The organism is Spirilliplanes yamanashiensis, assembly GCF_016863475.1.
In the GTDB taxonomy this organism is placed as follows: domain Bacteria; phylum Actinomycetota; class Actinomycetes; order Mycobacteriales; family Micromonosporaceae; genus Spirilliplanes; species Spirilliplanes yamanashiensis.
This window is the reverse complement of record NZ_BOOY01000025.1, coordinates 1-20,971: the sequence shown is the minus strand read 5'-3', so window position 1 is coordinate 20,971 and position 20,971 is coordinate 1. Positions and strand designations below refer to the sequence as shown.

26 protein-coding genes and 1 pseudogene are annotated in these 20,971 nt (G+C 73.1%); 16 read left to right on the top strand and 11 right to left on the bottom strand.

Annotated features, from left to right (window positions below; all coding sequences use genetic code 11):
- Positions 1 to 11: 11 nt before the first annotated feature.
- The gene (locus tag Sya03_RS15685) at positions 12 to 422 is read right to left on the bottom strand and encodes a hypothetical protein (RefSeq protein ID WP_203939043.1); all 411 of its coding nucleotides are present in this window, start codon (positions 420 to 422) and stop codon (positions 12 to 14) included.
- Between the two features lie 127 nt (positions 423 to 549).
- Between Sya03_RS15685 and Sya03_RS15680 the strand changes: the two genes are divergently transcribed.
- The gene (locus Sya03_RS15680) at positions 550 to 912 is read left to right on the top strand and encodes a nuclear transport factor 2 family protein (RefSeq protein ID WP_203939042.1); all 363 of its coding nucleotides are present in this window, start codon (positions 550 to 552) and stop codon (positions 910 to 912) included.
- Here Sya03_RS15680 and Sya03_RS15675 read toward each other — a convergent pair.
- From Sya03_RS15675 to ligD (Sya03_RS15660), 4 genes are read right to left on the bottom strand one after another with little or no spacing between them, the layout of a single operon-like run.
- Positions 906 to 1,439 (bottom strand): HAAS signaling domain-containing protein, encoded by a 534-nt coding sequence (locus tag Sya03_RS15675; RefSeq protein ID WP_203939041.1) that lies wholly within the window; start codon positions 1,437 to 1,439, stop codon positions 906 to 908. The two genes, Sya03_RS15680 and Sya03_RS15675, sit on opposite strands and share 7 nt — an antisense overlap.
- Positions 1,436 to 1,774 (bottom strand): PadR family transcriptional regulator, encoded by a 339-nt coding sequence (locus Sya03_RS15670; RefSeq protein WP_203939040.1) that lies wholly within the window; start codon positions 1,772 to 1,774, stop codon positions 1,436 to 1,438. The genes Sya03_RS15675 and Sya03_RS15670 overlap by 4 nt, the downstream gene beginning before the upstream one ends.
- Before the next feature lie 33 nt (positions 1,775 to 1,807).
- Complete coding sequence (gene ligD, locus Sya03_RS15665; RefSeq protein WP_203939039.1) at positions 1,808 to 2,716, bottom strand: non-homologous end-joining DNA ligase; 909 nt, start codon at positions 2,714 to 2,716, stop codon at positions 1,808 to 1,810.
- Positions 2,703 to 3,638 (bottom strand): non-homologous end-joining DNA ligase, encoded by a 936-nt coding sequence (gene ligD / locus Sya03_RS15660; protein WP_203939038.1) that lies wholly within the window; start codon positions 3,636 to 3,638, stop codon positions 2,703 to 2,705. Before ligD (Sya03_RS15660) ends, ligD (Sya03_RS15665) begins: the two co-directional genes overlap by 14 nt.
- Positions 3,639 to 3,729: 91 nt before the next feature.
- Between ligD (Sya03_RS15660) and ku the strand changes: the two genes are divergently transcribed.
- Genes ku through Sya03_RS15645 form a run of 3 tightly spaced genes read left to right on the top strand, consistent with a single transcriptional unit; the run spans position 3,730 to position 6,548 of the window.
- Complete coding sequence (gene ku, locus Sya03_RS15655; RefSeq protein WP_203939037.1) at positions 3,730 to 4,728, top strand: non-homologous end joining protein Ku; 999 nt, start codon at positions 3,730 to 3,732, stop codon at positions 4,726 to 4,728.
- Between the two features lie 42 nt (positions 4,729 to 4,770).
- On the top strand, positions 4,771 to 5,259 hold the full coding sequence (locus tag Sya03_RS15650; RefSeq protein ID WP_203939036.1) for an NUDIX domain-containing protein: 489 nt from the start codon (positions 4,771 to 4,773) through the stop codon (positions 5,257 to 5,259).
- Positions 5,256 to 6,548 (top strand): MFS transporter, encoded by a 1,293-nt coding sequence (locus tag Sya03_RS15645; protein WP_239107557.1) that lies wholly within the window; start codon positions 5,256 to 5,258, stop codon positions 6,546 to 6,548. The genes Sya03_RS15650 and Sya03_RS15645 overlap by 4 nt, the downstream gene beginning before the upstream one ends.
- Before the next feature lie 4 nt (positions 6,549 to 6,552).
- Here Sya03_RS15645 and Sya03_RS15640 read toward each other — a convergent pair whose 3' ends face one another.
- Entirely contained in the window at positions 6,553 to 7,116 is a 564-nt protein-coding gene (locus tag Sya03_RS15640; RefSeq protein WP_203939035.1) for a type 1 glutamine amidotransferase domain-containing protein, read from the bottom strand.
- A gap of 57 nt (positions 7,117 to 7,173) precedes the next feature.
- Complete coding sequence (locus Sya03_RS15635) at positions 7,174 to 7,716, bottom strand: DUF2231 domain-containing protein (RefSeq protein WP_203939034.1); 543 nt, start codon at positions 7,714 to 7,716, stop codon at positions 7,174 to 7,176.
- Positions 7,717 to 8,007: 291 nt separating this feature from the next.
- Between Sya03_RS15635 and Sya03_RS15630 the strand changes: the two are divergent.
- From Sya03_RS15630 to rox, 10 genes and pseudogenes are all read left to right on the top strand, one after another.
- Positions 8,008 to 8,946 (top strand): annotated as a pseudogene (locus Sya03_RS15630) (glycoside hydrolase family 16 protein); the annotation flags it as partial.
- A 63-nt stretch (positions 8,947 to 9,009) separates the two neighbouring features.
- A complete protein-coding gene (locus tag Sya03_RS15625; protein ID WP_203939032.1) occupies positions 9,010 to 9,360 on the top strand; it encodes a DUF1304 domain-containing protein in 351 nt (116 codons plus the stop codon).
- A gap of 209 nt (positions 9,361 to 9,569) precedes the next feature.
- Positions 9,570 to 10,019 (top strand): DUF6232 family protein, encoded by a 450-nt coding sequence (locus Sya03_RS15620; RefSeq protein WP_203939031.1) that lies wholly within the window; start codon positions 9,570 to 9,572, stop codon positions 10,017 to 10,019.
- Between the two features lie 245 nt (positions 10,020 to 10,264).
- On the top strand, positions 10,265 to 10,705 hold the full coding sequence (locus Sya03_RS15615) for a DUF6232 family protein (protein WP_203939030.1): 441 nt from the start codon (positions 10,265 to 10,267) through the stop codon (positions 10,703 to 10,705).
- A 142-nt stretch (positions 10,706 to 10,847) separates the two neighbouring features.
- Entirely contained in the window at positions 10,848 to 11,753 is a 906-nt protein-coding gene (locus tag Sya03_RS15610) for a helix-turn-helix domain-containing protein (RefSeq protein WP_203939029.1), read from the top strand.
- Between the two features lie 65 nt (positions 11,754 to 11,818).
- A complete protein-coding gene (locus Sya03_RS15605) occupies positions 11,819 to 12,028 on the top strand; it encodes a DUF397 domain-containing protein (RefSeq protein WP_239107554.1) in 210 nt (69 codons plus the stop codon).
- Positions 12,029 to 12,134: 106 nt separating this feature from the next.
- The gene (locus Sya03_RS15600) at positions 12,135 to 12,335 is read left to right on the top strand and encodes a DUF397 domain-containing protein (RefSeq protein WP_203939028.1); all 201 of its coding nucleotides are present in this window, start codon (positions 12,135 to 12,137) and stop codon (positions 12,333 to 12,335) included.
- Positions 12,336 to 12,474: 139 nt separating this feature from the next.
- Positions 12,475 to 12,705 (top strand): hypothetical protein, encoded by a 231-nt coding sequence (locus tag Sya03_RS15595; protein ID WP_203939027.1) that lies wholly within the window; start codon positions 12,475 to 12,477, stop codon positions 12,703 to 12,705.
- A gap of 20 nt (positions 12,706 to 12,725) precedes the next feature.
- Entirely contained in the window at positions 12,726 to 14,339 is a 1,614-nt protein-coding gene (locus Sya03_RS15590; protein ID WP_203939026.1) for a methyl-accepting chemotaxis protein, read from the top strand.
- A gap of 119 nt (positions 14,340 to 14,458) precedes the next feature.
- A complete protein-coding gene (gene rox / locus Sya03_RS15585; RefSeq protein WP_203939025.1) occupies positions 14,459 to 15,898 on the top strand; it encodes a rifampin monooxygenase in 1,440 nt (479 codons plus the stop codon).
- On the opposite strand, the gene Sya03_RS15580 is transcribed toward rox, so the two are convergent.
- The 4 genes from Sya03_RS15580 to Sya03_RS15565 are packed head-to-tail and all read right to left on the bottom strand — an operon-like array spanning position 15,876 to position 19,061.
- Entirely contained in the window at positions 15,876 to 16,667 is a 792-nt protein-coding gene (locus tag Sya03_RS15580; RefSeq protein WP_203939024.1) for an ABC transporter permease, read from the bottom strand. The genes rox and Sya03_RS15580 overlap by 23 nt on opposite strands.
- Positions 16,664 to 17,632: an ATP-binding cassette domain-containing protein gene (locus Sya03_RS15575; RefSeq protein ID WP_203939023.1), complete on the bottom strand. Its 969-nt coding sequence runs from the start codon at positions 17,630 to 17,632 to the stop codon at positions 16,664 to 16,666. The genes Sya03_RS15580 and Sya03_RS15575 overlap by 4 nt, the downstream gene beginning before the upstream one ends.
- Before the next feature lie 26 nt (positions 17,633 to 17,658).
- On the bottom strand, positions 17,659 to 18,504 hold the full coding sequence (locus tag Sya03_RS15570; RefSeq protein ID WP_203939022.1) for a DUF4097 family beta strand repeat-containing protein: 846 nt from the start codon (positions 18,502 to 18,504) through the stop codon (positions 17,659 to 17,661).
- Between the two features lie 44 nt (positions 18,505 to 18,548).
- Complete coding sequence (locus Sya03_RS15565; RefSeq protein WP_203939021.1) at positions 18,549 to 19,061, bottom strand: ribbon-helix-helix protein, CopG family; 513 nt, start codon at positions 19,059 to 19,061, stop codon at positions 18,549 to 18,551.
- Positions 19,062 to 19,215: 154 nt separating this feature from the next.
- Here Sya03_RS15565 and Sya03_RS15560 point away from each other — a divergent pair, with 154 nt between their 5' ends.
- The gene (locus Sya03_RS15560) at positions 19,216 to 19,734 is read left to right on the top strand and encodes a SigE family RNA polymerase sigma factor (RefSeq protein ID WP_203939020.1); all 519 of its coding nucleotides are present in this window, start codon (positions 19,216 to 19,218) and stop codon (positions 19,732 to 19,734) included.
- The gene (locus Sya03_RS15555; RefSeq protein ID WP_203939019.1) at positions 19,727 to 20,884 is read left to right on the top strand and encodes a hypothetical protein; all 1,158 of its coding nucleotides are present in this window, start codon (positions 19,727 to 19,729) and stop codon (positions 20,882 to 20,884) included. Before Sya03_RS15560 ends, Sya03_RS15555 begins: the two co-directional genes overlap by 8 nt.
- The last annotated feature ends 87 nt before the right edge of the window (positions 20,885 to 20,971 follow it).

Sequence of the window (20,971 nt, the reverse complement as noted above, 5' to 3'; positions counted from 1 at the left end):
CATGGGCGCGTTCAGGGCCGGGCGGTGGCGGCGGGGGGCTCCGCGTCGGGGGCCTCGCCGAGCGCGACCCGCCAGCCGTCGCCGGCGCGGGTCAGCGTGACGCTGTCGCGGACCGGCCGGCCCGCCGGGTCGCTGGCCTCGATGGTGGCGGCGGCCAGTCCGGCGAACTCGCCCCGATCCCAGCTGACCCGCACGCCGCTCCAGGGGCGGCCGCCCACCGACCTGATCTTCTCGTCGATGGCGGCGGCCGCGTCCACGTGCGGACCGGCCAGCTCGGCCAGCCGGCCGCGGTCGCCGGCCTGCACCGCGGTCAGGTACTGGTCGAGCACCCGCTCCTGCGCGGCCGTGTCCGGCTCACCGGAGGAGCAACCGGCGAGCAGCGCGACCACGACTACGGCTACGGCTACGGCGATCCGCCTCATCGATGTCCCTCCGGATCAGGTGCGGTGCGCGAGGACCAGCGTCGACGGGGACGCTAGCGAGAAGGCGGAGGCACTTGCGGCCCCGGGTGCACAAAGTGGACATCTGCCGGTGACCTAGGGTCACGGCATGGGTGTAATCGGGCGGTACTGGGCCGCCGTCGAGGGCCGCGCGTGGGACGACCTGGCGGCGCTGCTCGCCGAGGACGTCGTCTACGAGCTGCCGCAGACGCGCGAGCGCGTCACCGGCCGCGACGCCTATGTCCGCTTCAACCGGGAGTACCCGGGCGACTGGCACCTGACCGTCGACCGGGTGCACGAGGACGCCGCGGGCGGGGCGTCCTGGGCGACGTTCACGGTCGGCGGCGAGACGATGCCGGCCGTGACGTTCTTCCGCTTCGGCGCCGGCGGGTCCGTCACGCACGTGACCGAGTTCTGGCCGGAGCCGTACGACCCGCCGCCGGGCCGCGAGCACCTGGTCGAGCGTTACTGACCCGGGCGCACGAGCCCGTCCGGCAGGGCCGGCTCGGCCGGCGGCGCCGGCAGGTACGGCTCGGCGGGGGCGGGCACCGGGCCGACGCTGGAGGCGGCGTCGCCGCGGGCGACGAACATGAGCGCGACGACGCCGGCGATGAACAGCAGGCCGGTGACGATGGCCAGGCCGATGGCGACGGGCACCCAGGCGCGGCTGGGCGCCGGGGCGTACGGCTCGGCGGCGTAGGTGTCCGCCGCGTACGGGCGGGCGCCGGGGGCCGGTGGCGGCAGCGGGAAGGCGCCGGACGGGCCGGCCTCGGCGTACGCGGCGGCGGCGACCACGTCGGGGCTGCCGAGGCGTTCGAGGATCTCGAGGACCTCGCCCTCGCTGTGGGCGCCGCGGTCGGCGCGCACGGCGGCGATGTGGGTCTCGAGGTCGGTGACGAGTTCGCGGCGCTGCAGCAGGGGCAGGCCGCCGAGGCGCAGGTCGACGGCGCGCAGGTATTCGCGGACGGCGTCGTCTGAGGTGGTGTTGGTCGTCGTCATGCGTGATCAGTCCCCACGAGTCGGTCCACGGTCCGGCGGAAGTCCACCCACTCCGCGCGGAAGTGTTGCAGAGCCGAGCGACCCTCGGCGGTGAGCGAGTAGTAGCGCCGCGGCGGGCCGGTCGGCGACTCGGACCATTTGCTGTCGAGCCAGCCGACGCGCCGCAGCCGCGACAGCAGCGGGTAGATGGTGCCTTCGCTGGCGGCGAGGCGTTCGTCGCCGAAGCAGCGGACGATCTCGGTGCCGTAGCGGTCCTCGTGCTCGACGAGCGCGAGCACGCAGAACTCCAGCGTGCCGCGGCGCAGGCCGGTCGAGAGCTGGGAGACGTCCGCCATGCCAGACACGGTACCTTGCGACGCAAGTATCCCTCAAGGGAGCGCGGGGCCCGGCTCCAGCAGGGGTTCCAGCAGGTCGCCGTGGGCGTCCACCCGGTCCAGCACCTCGGCCGGCGAGAACTGCCGCGGCGGCTCCGCGCCCGTCGCCCACCGTTCGACCTCGTCCCAGGTCAGCGGGGTGGACACGGTCGGGGTCGGCTGGGCGCGCAGCGAGTACGGCGCGACCGTCGTCTTGGCCGCGTTGTTCTGGCTCCAGTCGATGAAGATCTTGCCCGGGCGCAGCTTCTTCGCCATCTGCGCCGTGATCGACCCCGGCACCCGCTTGGCCAGCTCCTCGGCGACCCGCTTGGCGTACGCGGAGACCACGTCGGCGGACTGGGTGCCGGAGATGGGGCAGCACAGCTGCATGCCCTTCTTGCCGGACGTCTTCGGGTACGCGTCCACGCCGTCGTCGGCGAGGCGGTCGCGCATGAGCATCGCCACCGCGCTGCACTCCACCAGGCCCGCCGGGGCGCCCGGGTCGAGGTCGACGACGAGCAGGTCGGGGTCGTGGCCGACGCGCCACTGCGGGGTGTGCAGCTCCAGCCCGGCCAGGTTGGCGGTCCAGACGAGGGTGGACAGGTCGTCCACGACGACGAAGTCGATCGTCTCGCGGGCCTTGGTGCTGCCGGGCACGGGCAGGGTCTCCAGGCGCACCCAGGACGGCGTGCCGGCGGGGGCGTTCTTCTCGAAGAACGAGCCGCCGTCGACGCCGTTCGGGAACCGGATGCGGGTCAGCGCGCGGTCCTGCAGGTGCGGCAGCAGCGCGGGCGAGATGCGCGTGTAATAGTCGATGATCTCGCCCTTGGTGAAGCCGGCCGCCGGGTAGAGCACCTTGTCGATGTTGGACACCTCGACGGCGCGCCCGTCGATCTCGACGGCGAACCGGTCAGTCTTCTTCAAGGCACTCCCCCGGGGTCTTGTCCGGCCGCAGCCGCAGGAAGCGCGGGAACCGCAGCCGCTTGTCGGGTGTCCGGTTCCCGTATTTGACCTCGACAACCAGCTCCGGGCGGACCCAGTGCGCGCCGCGCGCGTCCTCGCGCGGCACGCCGGTGCCGCTGAACGGCGAGCGCGGGTACGCCAGCGGGCCGAGCACGGCCAGCAGCTCGCGTTCGGCGTCGCCGCCGATGCCGCCGCCGACCCGGCCGCGGAAGTGCAGCAGGCCGGCCTCGTCGGGCACGCCGACGAGCAGGCCGCCGAGGCGGCGGGCGCCGGGGCGCCAGCCGCCGATGACGTAGTCGCCGGTGCGGTCGAACTTCACCTTGATCCAGTCGGGGGTGCGCAGACCCGCCAGGTACGGGGTGTCGAGGCGCTTCGCCATCACCCCCTCCAGGCCGTTCTCCCGGGCGGCGGCGCTGGTGGCGGGGCCGTCGGTGAACGCGGGCGGCGTCATCCAGCACGGCCCGTTGACGTCCAGCCGCTCCAGGGCGGCCCGCCGCTCGGCGTACGGCCGGTCCAGCAGCGGCTCGCCGGCGACCCGGAGCAGGTCGAACGCCATGTACGTGATGGGGGTGGCGACGACGAGCCGGGCGGCCTTGGCCTCGTCGCGCACGTGCATGCGCTCGGCGAGCCGGGTGAACGACGGCCGCCCGTCGACCAGCGCCACGACCTCGCCGTCGAGCAGGGTGTCCGGGGGCAGGCTCGCGGCCATGGCGGCCAGTTCCGGGTACGCCCTGGTGACCTCGGCGCCGCTGCGCGCCCACAGGTGCCCGGACGACGAGGCGAGCACGCGCACCCCGTCCCACTTGAACTCGTAGCTCCAGCCGGGCCCCGCGGGCAGCCCGCCGGCCGTGGCGAGCATCGGGATCAACGGCGCACCGGGCACGCCACCCACCATAAGCAGCGCGAAGACCTCGCGCGGCCGTCCAGGTCAATGCCATTCTTGACGGGAGGCACAAGCGACGAGGGGAACCAGGATGCGAGCCATCTGGAAGGGCGCGGTCTCGTTCGGCCTGGTGTCGATCGCGGTCAAGCTGTACTCCGCCACGGAGGAGAAGGACATCCGCTTCCACCAGGTGCACCGCACCGACGGCGGGCGGATCCGGTACAAGCGGACCTGCCAGATCGACGGCGAGGAGGTCACCTACGACGACATCGCCAAGGGCTACGACGTGGGCGGCGGCGAGATGGTCATCCTGACCGACGAGGACTTCGCCGACCTGCCGCTGAGCACGTCCCGCGCGATCGACGTGCTGGAGTTCGTGCCGGCCGACCAGGTCGACCCGATCATGTACGCGAAGACCTACTACCTGGAGCCGGAGGGGCAGGCCGGCAAGCCGTACGTGCTGCTGCGCGAGGCCCTCGGCGACGCCGACCGGGTGGCGATCGTGAAGGTGGCGCTGCGCCAGCGCGAGCAGCTCGCCACGCTGCGGGTGCGCGACGACGTGCTGGTCATGAACACGATGCTGTGGCCGGACGAGATCCGCCAGCCGGACTTCGGCTTCCTCGACGAGGACATCACCGTGCGGCCGCAGGAGGTCGCGATGGCCGCCTCGCTGATCGACTCGATGGCGGGCGACTTCGACCCGGAGGCGTACACGGACAACTACCGGGCGGCGCTGCAGGAGGTCATCGACGCGAAGGTCGAGGGCCGCGAGGTCGTGCAGCCCGAGGAGGAAGAGGAGGCGCCGGCCGCCGCGGTCGACCTGATGGCCGCGCTGAAGGCGTCCGTGGAGCGGGCGAAGGCGGCCCGCGGCGAGGGCGGGGCCACCCCGATCTCGGCGGCGAAGTCGGCGCAGAAGAAGGCGGCCCCGGCCAAGAAGGCCGCCCCGGCGAAGAAGGCGGCCGAGCCGGCCACCAAGACGACGGCCGCCAAGAAGACCACCGCAGCGAAGAAGGACGCCGAGCCCGCCAAGAAGACGACGGCCGCCAAGAAGACCACCGCAGCGAAGAAGACCACACGCAAGTCGGCCTGATACGGGTGGTCGCCCGCCGGACGCGCCGCATAGGGTGGCGCGGTGGGCATCCCGTGGGCTGAGTCGTATCTGGGCAGGGTCCGGGCGAGCGCGGGGGACGCCGCGACGCTGCTGTTCGTGGGCGCGCGCGGCCTGGTGTTCGACGACGCCGGCCGGCTGCTGCTCATCCAGCGCTCCGACAACCACCGGTGGGCGCTGCCCGCGGGCGCGATGGAGCTGGGTGAGTCGATCACCGACTGCGCGATCCGCGAGGTGTGGGAGGAGACCGGCCTCAAGGCCACCTCGCTGACGCCGTTCTCGCTCTACACGACGCCCGACCACACGTACACGAACGAGTGGGGCCACACCTACCAGCACATCGTCACGACGTTCAAGATCGACGCCTGGGAGGGCGAGCTCCAGCGGGTCACCGACGAGACCGTCGACGCCCGCTGGCACGAGCGCTCCGAGCTGCCGCCGTCGCCCGTCCTGGACGAGGTCCTGCGCGACCTGGCCCAGTTCGAGCGGACGGGCACCATGATCGTCCGGTGAGGCGCTGGGCGCTGGACGTCACGCCGCTGCGGACGTCGAAGGACTACCGGTTCCTGTTCGCCGCCGGCGCCGTCTCCGGGTTCGGGTCCTTCATCACGTACGTGACGATCCCGTACCAGGTCGCGAAGCTGACGAACGACCCGCTGCTGGTGGGCCTGATCGGCGTCGCGGAGCTCGTACCGCTGCTGTTCATGTCCTTCGTCGGCGGCGCCCTGGCCGACTACCTGGACCGGCGGCGGCTCGTGCTGTTCGGCGAGGCCATGCTGACGGTCCTGTGCGGGATCCTGCTGCTCAACAGCCTGGCCGACGAGCCGCACCTGTGGGTGCTGTACCTGGTCGCGGCCCTGACGGCGGCCACGGCGGGCCTGATGCAGCCGGCGCTGGAGGGCCTGACGCCGCGCATCGTCACGCCGGACGAGATCCCGGCGGCGTCGGCGCTGAACTCGCTGCGGATGCAGGTCGCGCAGCTGGGCGGCCCGGCCGTCGCCGGCATCCTCATCGCCTCGGTCGACCTGGCCTGGGTGTACGCGGTCGACCTGGCCACGTTCGCGATCAGCCTGCTGTGCCTGTTCGCGATCCGCGCGGTCCCGCCGCCGCCGGACGCCGAACGCCCGTCGCTGCGCTCGGTCGCCACCGGCCTGCGGTACGCGAAAAGTCGCCCGGAGCTGCTCGGCACCTACCTCGTCGACATCAACGCCATGTTCTTCGGCATGCCGCAGGCGCTGTACCCGTTCATGGCGGACCGGCTCGGCGGCCCGAAGGTCCTCGGCCTGCTCTACGCCGCCCCGGCGGTGGGCTCGCTGCTGGCCACGATCGGCTCCGGCTGGACGAACCGGGTGCACCGGCACGGCCTGATGGTGGTGATCGCGGCCGGCGTGTGGGGCCTCGGCATCGTCGGGGTGGGCCTGTCGAACGCGCTGTGGCTCACCCTGGCGTGCCTGGTGGTCGCGGGCGCCGCCGACATGGTGTCCGGCCTGTTCCGCATGATCATCTGGAACCAGACCATCCCGGACCACCTGCGCGGGCGGCTGGCGGCGATCGAGATGCTGTCGTACTCGACGGGCCCGCTGCTGGGCCACGTGCGCTCCGGCCTGATGGCCCGCACCAGCCTCGGCATCGGCGGCTCGATCCTGGCGGGCGGCGTGCTGTGCGTCGTCGGCACCGTCGCGCTGGCCGCGGCCCTGCCGAAGTTCCTGCGCTACGACGGCCGCAACGGCCTGGCGCAGAAGAAGGCCGAGGACGAGGCGTGGGCCGCGCGCGCCGTGGCGGCACGCGAGCCCACGCCCTGACCCACTACTCCTGCTGTTGCCCGCTCGGGCCCGCGGCGACCTGCTCGATCAGCTGCGCGCAGAACGCGGGCAGGTCGTCCGGCTTGCGGCTGGTGACCAGCCCGTTGTCGACGTAGACCTCCTCGTCGACCCAGGTGGCGCCGGCGTTGGCGAGGTCGGTGCGCAGGCTCGGCCACGACGTGAGGGTGCGCCCCTCGACGACGCCGGCCTCGATCAGCGTCCACGGCCCGTGGCAGATCGCCGCGACGGGCTTGCCGGCGGTGAAGAAGTCCCGCACGAACTGCACCGCGTCGGGGTCGGCGCGCAGGAAGTCGGGGTTGGCGACACCGCCCGGCAGCACCAGCGCGTCGTAGGCGCCGGCGTCGGCGTCCTTGACGGCCCGGTCGACCGGGTACGTGCCGGCCTTGTCCATGTGGTTCACGGCCTGGATCTTGCCCGTCTCCAGGGAGATCAGCTCCGCGGTGCCACCGGCGGCCTCGACGGCCTTGCGCGGCTCGGTGTACTCGACCTCCTCGACCCCGTCGGTGGCGAGGAACGCGATCGTCTTGCCCTTGATGGATGCTGTCATCGGTTGTCAGGCCTCCTTCCGTGATCCGGGTGCCCGGACCGCGGAGACCGAAACCGGTCAGGCGCGCTCGGCGGTCGGCCGGCGCATCACGACGGTCTGCGCGGCGCTCAGCGCGGAGTCGACCGCGTCCGTGCCGGCCCGGCGGGCGGCGGCCCGGTGGGTGCCGCGGCGGGCCGAGGCGAGGGCGCGGTCGAGCAGCCGGTCGCCGAAGCGGGCCAGCAGCACGCCGGAGGCGAGGGTGAGCAGTTCCAGCAGGAGCAGCGCGCCGCCGGCGGCGCGGTGCGGGTCGCGCATCCGGACCATGAGGACGACGGCGAACAGCATCAGCACGCCGAAGGCGACCAGCCCGTACGTGACGGCGGTGCGGCGGGCGCGGCTGCCGTAGCGGGTGGCGAGCAGGTCGACCATCCCGGCGAGGCCGGCGCAGACGCCGCCGACGAGCCCGGCGGCCACGTGCCAGTACGCGACGGTGCCGAGCAGCGCGGGGCCGCCCGCCAGATCGGCGATGTCGAAGATCGTCGCCGTGACCAGCAGGCCGAGCGGGAACATGACCAGCATGGGGTAGATCGGGTTTCCCGCAACGTTGAGCCTGCTCTCCATCGGGGATCCCCCTCCTCGACCCTGCCTCCAGGGTGCACCTTCGGGCGCTCGGGCGCACCGGCGGTCGGCGCGTCGTCCCGAAAGCGGTACCCGGGCGCACCGGGCGCTAACCGACGCGCCATCGAAAGAAATCTCCGCCACAGCAGACAAGATCGTTTCCCCAGGTCGCGGGGCGATCGACGGACGTCACCTGGTGGTGCAACAACTACGGCTGCTGTTGACAAGATCGCGTCACAGGCGTTGGCTCGTTTGCGCACCTCAGGAGCCCTCAGCAGACCGAGGAGGCAATGAATGGGAAACAACCGAACCTGGCGCCGGGCCCTCCTGGCGGCCGCCGCTGCGGCGACCGTCACCGGAGCCACGATCGGCGTGACGAACGTCGCGAGCGCCGACGTCCCGGCGCCGCAGGACGGCTGGACGCAGATCTGGGCCGACGACTTCGACGGCGCCGCCGGCTCCCTGCCGTCGGCCGAGAACTGGATCATCGACACGGGCACGAGCTACCCGGGCGGCGCCCCCAACTGGGGCACGGGCGAGATCCAGACGTACACGAACAGCACCGACAACGTCGGCCACGACGGCGCCGGCAACCTGATGATCACCCCGCTGCGGGACGGCTCCGGCGGCTGGACGTCGGCGCGGATCGAGACCACCCGCACGGACTTCAAGCCGCCGGCCGGCGGCACGCTGCGCATCGAGGGCCGGCTGCAGGTGCCGGACGTGACCGGCGCCGAGGCGATGGGCTACTGGCCCGCCTTCTGGGCACTGGGTGCGCCGTTCCGCGGCGTGCACACGAACTGGCCGGCGGTCGGCGAGTTCGACGTCATGGAGAACGTCAACGGCACCGACACCGTGCACGGCGTGCTGCACTGCGGCGTCGCGCCGGGCGGCCCGTGCGACGAGTTCAACGGCATCGGCGGCAACCGGGCCTGCCCGGACACCACCTGCCAGTCGGGCTTCCACACGTACGCGTTCGAGTGGGACGACAGCGGCCCCACCGGCGAGCTGCGCTGGTACGTCGACGGCCGGCAGTACCACTCGGTGAGCGAGACCGACCTGACCGCCGAGGCGTGGGCGAACATGACCGACCACGAGGGCTACTTCCTGCTGCTGAACGTGGCGATGGGCGGCGCCTTCCCGAACGGCGCATCGGGCACCACGACGCCGACGGCCGACACGGTCCCCGGCAAGCCGATGCGCGTGGACTACGTGGCGGTGTCGGCCCGCGGCTGACGCGACCGGCCCGCCCGGACGGCCGTCGCCCCCGTGGCGGCGGCCGTCTAGGCTGCGATCATGAGCGTGCTGGCGGGAGTGCTGGTCGGGCTGGTCGCCGCCGTCCACGTCTACATCCTGGTGCTGGAGATGTTCCTCTGGCAGACGCCCCGCGGCCGGGCCGCCTTCGGCACGACGCCCGAGTTCGCCCGGCAGAGCGCGGCGCTGGCCGCCAACCAGGGCCTGTACAACGGCTTCCTCGCCGCCGGCCTGATCTACGGCCTGGCCACCGGCAGCACGGCCTTCCAGGTGTTCTTCCTGATCTGCGTCGTCGTCGCCGGCGCGTACGGCGCGGCCACCGCCTCCCGCCGCATCCTGGTCGTCCAGGCGCTGCCGGCCGCCGTGGCGCTCGCCGCCGTCCTGCTCACCTGACGGCTTCACCGCAATCTGCAATATGGCAGATGGAGACGTAGCGATCGGGCAGGTGTCTGTGCTGCACTGAGTGCAGTCGGGAACCCACGGATTCAGAGAGGTCACACCGACATCGCCACCGGCGGCAACCGGTGGCGATGTCGTCTCCGGGGAGTGGGGCCGTGCTCCTCACGCTTCCCCCTCCCCACCGACGCGGGAAGGGAGAAACCGTGCCCACCACCTACTACCGCAGCCACGAGGTCCTCGTCACGAGCGACGCCTTCGTCTGGCGCACCGACCCCATCCGGGTCTACCGCATCAAGCACCTGCGGGACGTCGGCATCGTCCGGGGCGCGCCCGCCCCGGCCGGCCTGACCGCCACCCACACCGCCGCCCTGGCCACCGGCGCCGTGGCGACCGCCACCTGGCCGGTCATCCACTCCCCGGTCGCCGTCGCCGCGGGGCTGACCCTGGCGGCCGCCCTGACCGCCGCCGCGTTCACCACCGGCCGCGACCACCGCCGCGTCTGCGAGCTGCGCGCCACGTACGGCGACCGCCGGGTGGTGCTGTTCGCCTCCGCCGACGGCCAGGTGTTCCGGCAGGTGACCCGGGGCCTGCTGCGCGCCATGGAGGCCGCCGCCGAGCCGGGGTCCACCTGGTACGAACTGGCGGGCGGCTGACAGCCTTCAATCTGCAACATGGCACTTAGATAACTAGCGATCAGGATGGTGGACGTGTTCCACTGTGTGCAGTCGGATTTCCAGCGGCAACTGGAGGCACGGCGGCACGAGTGGCCGCACACAGAAATCGCCACCCGGCGGCAACCGGGTGGCGATTCGCCTCCAACTCCGGGGAGTGAGGCCGTGCTCCTACGGCCGATTGTGGCCCACGCTCTCCCTCCCCGCAAGGCGCGAGGAGGAAAGCCATGACCACCTATTACCGCAGCCGGGACGTCCTCATCACCGACGAGGTCTTCATCGTTCGCGGGCCGGCGCCGGCCCGCCTGCACCGCATCGCCGACCTGACGTCCGTCGGCATGGTCCGCGCCACCACCCCCGGCTTCGCCGGCGGGCCGACGGTGGCGCTGGGCACCGGGGCGGCCGCCGCCGCCAGCTGGCCGGTGATCGGCTCGACCGTGGCGCTCAGCGCCGGGATGGCACTGGCGGTGGGCGTCGGCGTCACCGCCGCCGCGCTGCGCCGCCGCCGGGGTCCCTCGTGGGAGTTACACGCCACCGTCCGGGGCATCGATGTCGTCCTGTACACGAATCCTGACGGTCAGACGTTCCGGCAGGTCACCAGGGCTCTGGTGCGGGCGCTGGAGGCGGCGGCGCCGACACCGCCGCCGTTCGAACTCGCCGGACACTGACATTGACCGATTCGCAATACCGAGTTGTTCGTTGTTTGGTTGACTTCGGCTGTAGGCTACCTCGCCGGGTGCTATGTTGCAGACTGCGAGGTAGCCCCCAGCCACGGTCCCGTCACGCACCGACTTCAACGACGAAGGAATCATGCCCACCGGTGAGAGCCCGCTGGTAGCACGGCGTCGCGTACGGCAGGCCGTACGCGAAGCCCGCGAACGGCTCGGCCACACCCAGGGTGACGTCGCTGAGGCGATGGAGTGGTCACTGTCCAAGGTGATCCGCATCGAGAACGGCGACGTCAGCATCTCGCCCAACGACCTGCGGCCCCTGCTGGCCTACCTCGGCGTCGACGACCGCGCCGTCGTCGACGACCTCGTCCGGGCCACCCGCACCGCCCGCGAGCGCCGCGCCCCCTGGTGGCACGAGCCCGAGTTCCGCGGCATCACGCCGTCCATGGGCAAGCTGATCGAGGCGGAGAACGCCGCGCAGGTGTCGTGGGCGTTCAACCCCACGATGGTCCCCGGCCGCCTCCAGGTGCTCGACTACGCCCAGGCCGTCCTCGCCAACTACAGCGAGGAACTGACCCCGGACGAGATCCACGCCCGGCAGGAGGCGCGCATCCGCCGCCGCGACGCCTTCCTCAAGAGCACCGCCCGGATGAACGTCCTCATCGACGAGTCCGTGCTGTACCGCACGATCGGCAGCCCGCCCGACGTGCTGCGCGGCCAGCTCGACGAGATCGTGCGGCTCATCGAACGCCGCCGCGTGCGCGCGCGGGTCATCCCGCTCAACTTCGACGGCCCGCTGGTGACGTTCGGCATGTTCGAACTGTTCTACCTGGCCGGCGACGACGACCCCGCGCACGCCGTCCTGTACTCCGAGGACTGGACCATGGACCAGGTGGTCGAGGACCCGGTGCGAATCGCGCGCCACCGCGCCAAGTTGGATCAGCTCTGGGACATGGCCCTGAGCGACGAGGACTCCCTGGAGCTCATCCGCACCAGGAGCAAGGAACTGGCCACCACGTCCAGCGCACGGCCCCGACAACGTTGAGGCAGGCGGTTCCGGGTCGTGCGGGTCGTGCGCCGGGAACCGTCTTCCTGGTGCATATGACAAGGATGCTGACCGACATGACGATGGAATCGCACAAGCTGGCCTGGCAGAAGGCCTGCGGCGGAGGGGCGTGCGTCGAGATCGCCCCGGGCCCTGCCGGCGCCGTCTACATTCGCGATTCGAAGGACCCCGAGGGACCGAAGCTCGCGTTCACCCGGGAAGAGTGGGACGCCTTCGCGGCGGGCGTCAAGGCCGACGTCTTCGTCCTCGACTGACCACCGCCCTTTCTGCACTGACGGTTCGCTCACTCACGTCCGGGCCCTCCCCCTCGGTGGGGGGCTCCACTTACTGTGGGTACGGGACCTGCAGCGAGGGGGAGCCATGAGCCCGGAAACCGGCCGTTTGGTGTGGCGACGGAGCCCGGCCTGCGGGAACGGGGCATGCGTCGAGGTCGCATTCGACGGTGACCGCGTGCTCGTCCGCGATTCGAAGCACCCGGAACGCGAGCCGCTGGCATTCACCACCGAGGAATGGCGTTCGTTCACCGCCGGAGTCGTGGCCGGGGCGTTCACCCAGAACTGACAGCGAAACAGATGCACCGGTGCGGCCGCGCGGCCGCACCGGTGCATCTGTCTGTCCGGCGACGGCTCCGCGACGGGGTCGACGGGAGCAGTTTCGGCAATCCCGTCTCATGATCGTTAGAGCCACTTACGGTGACGGTGTGACCCGGACGTACACCAGCCCGGCGGCGCAGGCCGTCTCCGTCGCGGGCGCCCTGGCGGTGCTGGAGCTGGGCCGCCGGCAGGCGGAACTCGTGCAGCTGCTGCACGACGACCTGGCCGGGCGCGGCGAGCACACCGAGCACCTGGCGGGCCTGCGGGCCGCGCTCGACCAGCTGAACGCCGCACTGCACCGCTGGCAGACACTGCCGGACCGCACCCCCGCCCGGTAGGGCGAGCACAGGAGGACCTGATGAGCACGAGTGTGCCCACGCGTGGCCGGTGGTCGTTCCGCGACCTCGGGGTGAGCGCGAAGATCCTGACCGCGGTGGCCATCGCGGCCGTGGTGGCGCTGGCCGTCGGCCTGACCGGGCTGGTCGCCCTGAGCAGCGTCAGCGACGCGGCCCAGCGCATCTACGCCAGCAACGTGGCCAGCACCGAGGCGGTGGGCAAGATCCGCTCGTCCATCCTGCAGTTGCGGCTCGACGTGGGCAACCACGCGCTCGCCCCGGACGCGGCGGTCAAGGCCCGCTACCGCAACGCCGTCACCGAGGAGATCCGGACCGCCGAGGCCGCCTTCGAGGAGTACCGCGGCAGTTTCCCCGCCGGCGACCCGGCGGTGCGGACGAACCTGGAGACCACCTTCGCGACCTACGCCGAGATCGTGCTCTCGAGGCAGCTGCCCACCAGTGAGCGCAACGACCTGACGACCTGGCGCACCACCCGCGACACCGAGATCGCCCCGCTGTTCCAGCAGATGGACCGGGACATCGCCACGCTGACGGCGGCCGAGGACCGCGACGCCGCCAACTCGGCGGCCTCCGCGCGCTCCGGCTACGAGACCAGCCGCACCCTGTCGATCGTGCTGCTCGCGGTCGGGCTCCTGCTGGCCCTGGCGGTCGGCCTCTACGTGGCCCGCTCGATCGTGCGGAACCTGAGCCGCGTCCAGGAGGTCTGCGAGGGCCTCGCCGACGGCGACCTGACCCGCACGGCGCAGCTGACCTCGCGCGACGAACCCGGCCGCATGGGCCGGGCGCTCGACGCCGCCGTGGAGCGGCTGCGCCGCACGGTGTCCACGATCGACGGCTCCGCCACGTCGCTGTCGACGGCGTCCGAGCAGATGGCCGGGGTGTCCGTGCAGATCGCGGCGTCCGCCGAGGAGACCTCCGCCCAGGCGCAGACCGTCTCGGCGGCCGCCGAGCAGATCTCCCGCAGCGTCGACACGGTCGCCGCCGGCAGCGAGGAGATGGGCGCGTCCATCCGCGAGATCTCGCAGAACGCCACCGAGGCCGCCCGCGTCGCCTCCGACGCGGTCACCATCACCGCCGAGACGTCCACGACGATGAGCAAGCTGGGCGACTCGTCGGCCGAGATCGGCAACGTCATCAAGGTCATCACCTCGATCGCCGAGCAGACGAACCTGCTGGCCCTCAACGCCACCATCGAGGCGGCGCGGGCCGGCGAGGCCGGCAAGGGCTTCGCCGTCGTCGCCAGCGAGGTCAAGGACCTGGCTCAGGAGACCGCCCGCGCCACCGAGGACATCTCCCGCCGGGTGGAGGCCATCCAGTCCGACACCGCCGGCGCCGTGTCCGCGATCGAGCAGATCTCGCAGGTCATCGCCCGGATCAGCGACTTCCAGACCACCATCGCCTCCGCCGTCGAGGAGCAGACCGCCACCACGTCGGAGATGAACCGCAGCGTCGCCGAGGCGGCGACGGGCTCCGGGGAGATCGCCCAGAACATCACCGGGGTGGCCGAGGCCGCCCGGCTGACCAGCGAGGGGGTCACCCAGTCGCAGCAGGCGACGGCGAACCTGAGCCGGATGTCGAAGGAGCTGTCGGAGCTGGTGTCGAGCTTCCGCTACTGAGCCGAGCTCCTTGCCACCTTCAACGTATATCGGACCCCCGGTCTTGCCGCAAGACCCGGGTGCTGCAGCAGAATCCCCAGCCGTGGCGGTGTCTCAGGCCACCTGACATGGGGGTTCGCATGATCGACGTGATCGTCGCCGGGGGCGGGCCGACCGGGCTGATGCTGGCCGCCGAGCTGCGGCTGCACGGCGTCCGGGTGGTCGTGCTGGAGAAGGACGCCGAGCCGGCCGCGTACGTCCGCGCGCTCGGGCTGCACGCGCGCAGCATCGAGGTGATGGATCAGCGCGGGCTGCTGGAGCGGTTCCTCGCGCACGGCCGGCAGTACCCGGTGGGCGGCTTCTTCGCCGGCATCGCCAAGGAGCCGCCGGCCGGGCTCGACACCGCCCACGCGTACGTGCTCGGCATCCCGCAGACCGTCACCGACCGGCTGCTGGCCGAGCACGCCGCCGGGGCGGGGGCCGAGCTGCGGCGCGGCTGCGCGCTGACCGGGCTGACCCAGGACGGCGACGGGGTGACCGCCGACCTGGCCGACGGCACCCGGCTGCGCGCCCGCTACCTGGTCGGCTGCGACGGCGGCCGGAGCACCGTGCGGAAGCTGATCGGCGTGGCCTTCCCCGGCGAGCCCAGCCGGGTCGACACGCTGCTGGGCGAGATGGCCGCGGCCGAGGACCCGGCGACCATCGCCGCCGTCGTCGCGGAGGTCCGCAGGACGCACTTCCGGTTCGGCCTCGGCCCGGTCGGCGACGGCGTGTACCGGGTCGTGGTGCCCGCCGAGGGGGTGGCCGGCGACCGCTCGGCGGCGCCGACCCTCGACGAGTTCCGCCGGCAGCTGCGGGCGTACGCCGGCACGGACTTCGGCGTGCACTCGCCGCGCTGGCTGTCCCGCTTCGGCGACGGCACCCGCCTGGCCGAGCGGTACCGGACCGGCCGGGTGCTGCTGGCCGGCGACGCCGCGCACGTCCACCCGCCGACCGGCGGGCAGGGCCTCAACCTCGGCATCCAGGACGCGTTCAACCTGGGCTGGAAGCTGGCCGCCGAGGTGAACGGCTGGGCGCCGGAGGGGCTGCTGGACAGCTACCACGCCGAGCGGCACCCGGTGGCCGCCGACGTGCTGGACAACACCCGCGCCCAGATGGAGCTGCTGTCGCCCGAGCCCGGCCCGCAGGCGGTGCGCCGGCTGCTGGCCGAGCTGATGGCGTTCGAGGACGTCAACCGGTACCTGACCGAGAAGGTCACCGCGCTCGCGGTCCGCTACGACCTCGGCGGCGGCCACGAGCTGGTCGGCCGGCACCTGCGCGACCTGCCGCTCGCCCGCGGCCGCCTGTACGAGCTGATGCGCGGCGGCCGCGGCCTGCTGCTCGACCGGACCGGCCGGCTGTCCGTGGCGGGCTGGGAGGACCGGGTGGACCTCGTCGCCGACGGCAGCGAGGACCTCGACGTGCCCGCCGTGCTGCTCCGGCCCGACGGCCACGTCGCGTGGGCCGGCGACGACCAGCAGGACCTGCTCGGTCACCTGCCCCGGTGGTTCGGCCCGGTCAGCGGGTCGACTCGCGGTTGAACAGCCGCCGCGACCAGAGGTAGCCGCCGAGCGTGATGACGGCGCACCAGCCGACGGCGAGCCAGCCGCTGGCGCCGATCGGGGTGCCCAGCAGCAGGCCGCGGATGGTCTCGATGAGCGGCGTGAACGGCTGGTACTCGGCGAACCAGCGCAGCGCCGTGGGCATCGAGTCGGTCGGCACGAACCCGCTGCCGACGAACGGCAGGAGCATCAGCGGCATGCCCACGTTGCTCGACGACTCGACGGTCTTGCTGGCCAGGCCCAGCGCGACGGCGAGCCAGACGAACGCGAAGCTCATCATCGCCAGGACGCCGGTCAGGGCCAGCCAGTCGCCGGGGCCCGCCGTCGGCCGGAAGCCGATGAGCACGGCGAAGCCGAGGACCGCGGCGATGGCGAGCATGGCCTGCAGCAGGCTGCCGAGGACGTGTCCGGTGAGGACGGACACCCGCGCGATGGCCATGGTGCGGAACCGGTCGATGATGCCCTCGGTCATGTCCATGGTCACCGAGATGGAGGTGCCCTGGATGACGGAGGTGATCGTCATGAGGATGATCGCGGGTGTCACGTAGTTGACGTACTCCGCCCGCCCGCCCGCGGGGCCGCCGATGCCGGCGCCGAGCGCGCCGCCGAAGACGTACACGAACAGCAGCAGCAGGACGACCGGCATGCCGACGAGCAGCACGGTCATGGACGGGTAGCGGATCATGCGCCGCAGGTTGCGGCGCAGCATCGTGGCCGAGTCGGTCAGTGCGTACGCCATGGTGCTCATCGGGTGGCCACCTTCTCGTCGCCGGTCTCGTGCGCGGGCCCGCCCGTGAGGGCGAGGAAGACGTCGTCCAGGTCGGGGGTGTGCAGGCTCATCGAGTCGACGTCGACCGCGCCGGCGTCGAGCCGGTCTAGCAGGGCCTTCAGCTCGCGGACGCTGCCGTCGTGCGGCACCCGCAGGGCGAGCGCGTCGCCGTCGGGGGCGGCGCCGCCCATCAGGCGGGCGGCGGACTCCAATTCGGACGGCCCGGCGAAGCGCAGCAGCACGTGCCCGCCGGGGATGCGTCGCTTGAGCTCGTCCGCGGTGCCCTCGGCGACGATCGTGCCGCGGTGCAGCACCGCGATCCGGTCGGCGAGCTCGTCGGCCTCCTCCAGGTACTGCGTGGTGAGGAAGATGGTGACGCCGTCCGCGACGAGGTCCCGCACGATCTGCCACATGCCGCGGCGGCTGCGCGGGTCCAGCCCGGTGGTCGGCTCGTCGAGGAAGATCACCTGCGGGGTGCCGACCAGGGTCATCGCGAGGTCGAGCCGCCGGCGCATGCCACCCGAGTAGGCGGCCACCGGCTTGCCGGCCGCGTCGGCCAGGTCGAACCGGTCGAGCAGGTCGGCCACCCGGCGCCGGCCCGCCGCCCGGCCCAGGTGGTGCAGGTCGGCCATCAGGGTCAGGTTCTCCCGGCCGGTCAGCAGGTTGTCGACGGCGGAGAACTGGCCGGTGACGCCGATCGCCGCGCGGACCGCGTCGGGCTCGGCGGCCACGTCGTGGCCCGCGACGCGTGCGCTGCCCCCGTCGGCGGCGATGAGCGTGGACAGGATCTTGACGGTGGTGGTCTTGCCGGCGCCGTTCGCGCCGAGCAGCGAGAAGACGGTGCCGCGCGGCACGTCCAGGTCGATCCCGTCGAGGACGAGCTGGTCGCCGAACGACCGGCGCAGCCCGGTCGCCGTGATCGCCGGCTCGGATGGCGTACTCATGGGGGTGCCTCCGTCGTGGGTGGTGGTCAGGAGCGGCGGACGGTGATGTCGCCGAAGGAGGTCTGGGCGCGGACCTCGACGGTCCGCTCGGCGTTCTCCGGGGCCTGGCCGATCTCGTCCAGCGCGTTGTGCACCCGGCCGAACGAGGTCTTCAGGTCGAGCCACGCGGCGGTGCCCGCGGCCACGCCGACCTCGACGTCGCCGGCGGCGGTGTGCAGCGACACCGCGTCGCGGGTGACCCGGCCGACGCGCACGTTGCCGTTGGAGGACCGGACCTCCACCGCGGCGTCGGCCCGGTCGACGGAGATGGCGCCGTTGGCGGTCCGCGCCCGCAGGTCGCCGGTGACGGTGCCGATGTCGATGGCGCCGTTGGCGTTCTTGATGACCGCTGGGCCGGCGACCTCGCCGATCCGCACCCGGCCGCTGCCGGTGGCGGCGTCGGCGCCGCCCGCGACCGCCTCGACGTCGATGTCGCCCGTGGTCTTCACGCGCAGCGGGCCGGTCCGGTCGAGCTTGACCTGCCCCACGGACGTCTTGATCCGGCACTCGCCGAGCACGCCGGTGCCGCGGACGTGCCCGACCATCAGGTCGCCCTGCACCGCCGAGCCGGCGGGCAGCTCGATCAGCACGTCCACCGACCGGGACTTCCTGGTGAAGTTCAGCGCGACGGACCTCGGGTTGCGCAGGGTCAGCACGCCGTCGGCGTACTCGACGCGGGTGGCCTGCGCGGCCTGCACGTCGGAGTCGTCGGCGGGGTTGCTCGGCGACACCTCGACGTGGGTGTCGGCGCGGTCGCTCGCGACGATGCGCACGGCGGCGACGTAGAGCTCGAGCGTGACGGAGATGGGTTCCGGGGTGGCGTAAACAGGCATGGTTGTCCCCTCGAGTCGGGTCGGAAGCGGAAGAAAGGCGGGGCTCAGCGCGCCCAGCCGGTGTAGCGCTGCGCGCCGGCCGTGCCGCGCCGCTCGGGTCCGGGGCTGCAGTCGGATGCCCGCAGCGCGCTCGACGCGGCCCGCACCAGCCACGCGTTGACCGACCGGCCCTCCCGGCCGGCGGCCTCCTCGACGGCCGCCTTGAGCTGTTCCGGCAGCCGGACGTTGATCCGGGCGGTGGCGCCGTCCTCGAAACCGGGCGCGTCGTCGGCCGGGGCCGGGGCGGTCTCGGCCGCGGCCGGCGGCTGCTCGGCGGGGGGCCGCGCCACGACGAACTCCGGGTCGCGGCCCCGCAGGCGCAGCTGCACCGACCCGGGGGCCAGCTCGGCGGTGATCTCGTCGGCGGCCGCCGACAGCGCTTCGAGCAGCGCGAGCCGGATCGCGGAGTCCATCGACACGGTGAGCCGGTCGACCACCGCGGCGCCGTGGTCACCCCCGGCCTCCACGGCGGTGAGCAGCTCGCGCCCCAGCGCGGCGACGTACGGGTTCAGGTCCATGGCACCACTATGGCACACCGTGGTGCCACTGCCAAGGCCATATGGCTCAGGATGGCACCACTGTGATGCCACGTCACATCTGGTAGACAGCGGGCTCAACCTTTGGCGGTGTCCGGCCCGTCGGTGGGGTGAGCGGCTACCGGAGGGGACGAGGATGCGGGGAGACTCCCGGGCCGGCGACGACCCCTACGTCGGCTACGTGACGGCGCGGCTGCCCGCGTTGCAGCGCGCCGCGTTCCTCCTGTGCGGCGGCGACGCCTACCGCGCCGACGACGTCGTGCAGGCCACGATCACCCGCCTCTACCAGCACTGGAAGCGCGTGTCGCGCAGCGACAACATCGACGCGTACGTGCACCGCATGCTCGTGCACGCGGCCGTCGACGAGCGGCGCCACCCCTGGTCGCGGGTGCGGCTGGACGGGCGGCCGGTCGAGGTAGCCGCGGGCGACCCGCACGCCGGCGTGGACGAGCGCGGCAGCCTGGTCGCCGCCCTGCGCACCCTGCCGCCGCGGCAGCGGGCCGTGCTGGTCATGCGGTTCCTGCTGGACCGGCCGATCGACGAGGTGGCCAAGGCGCTCGGCTGCTCGGTGGGCACGGTGAAGAGCCAGAGCTCGCGCGGGCTGGACGCGCTGCGGTCGATGCTGGCGACGACGGAGGAGCGCGACCATGGATGAGGACGAGCTGCGGCACCTGATGCTGGCCGCCGAGGTGCCACCGGGCAACGCCGACGTGCGCCGGGCCATGGCCGCCGGCCGGCGCCGCAACCGCCGGCGGACCCTGGCCGCCGCCGGCGCCGGCGTGGCCGTGCTCGCCGCCGTCGGCGCGGTCGTGGCGTTCGAGCCGTTGCGCGCCGGACCCGACGCCCCCGCGGGACCGCCGGCCCCCACCGCCACCGCGCCGGCGCCCGGCCGGTGCACCCCGACGCTGCTGGACACCCCCGGCGGGGCGACCGGCACGGTCACCGCCATCGACCCGGGCGGCACGATCGCCGGCGGCGGGCTGGCCGGGCAACCCCCGCGCGCGATCCTGTGGCGCGACGGCGCCGTCGCCGACCTGCCCGCGGACGCGACCGGCACCGTCGCCGACGTGGCCGGCGACACCGTCGTCGGCTACACGGCGCCAGGTCCCGGGCAGAGCACCGGATGGGTGTGGCGCGGCGGCGCGGTGACCACGCTCGCCGCCCTCGACGGCCACCCGTGGACCCGCCCGCACGCCGTCAACGCCGCCGGGGTCGTCGCCGGCTGGGTGCAGGGCACGGCACCGGACGACACCGCCCCCGTGACGTGGTCGCCCGACGGCACCGTCCGCCGCCTGACGCTGCCCCCGATCCCGGGCGTCACCGGCCCGTCGACCGCCCGCGACATCGCCGACGACGGCACGATCGCCGGCGAGGCGCACGGCATCCCCGTCGTCTGGTCGCCCGACGGCACCCCGCGCCTGCTCCCCCTGCCGGACGGCGCCCGGACCGGCACGGCGTGGGCGGTCGCGGGCCCCTTCGTGTACGGCAGCGCGGGCGGCGTCGAGGTCCGCTGGGACCTGTCCGTCCCCACCCTGACCAAGACGTCCACCCTGCCCGACACCGGCCCCCTCGGCGCCCGCGCCGGCACCGCCGACGGCACCGCCCTGCTGCCGGGCGACGGCCTGCAGCGGACGGCGATGCGCATCGGCCTGGACTACGGCGGCCCCGTCCCGGCCGACCGGCTGCTCGGCCCCGACGGCGAACTGGCGATCGCCACGGCGATCAGCGCCGACGGCACCACGATCGCCGGGACGGTGCTGGACGGGGACCGCGGCCGCCCGGCGATCTGGCACTGCACGGACTGAACCGGCCGTCCCCTCTTCGCGGCCGCCGGCGGGTTGGCGGGCTAGCTTCCGCCGCGTCGCGGCCGGCTGCTTACGGCCGCGTCGCGG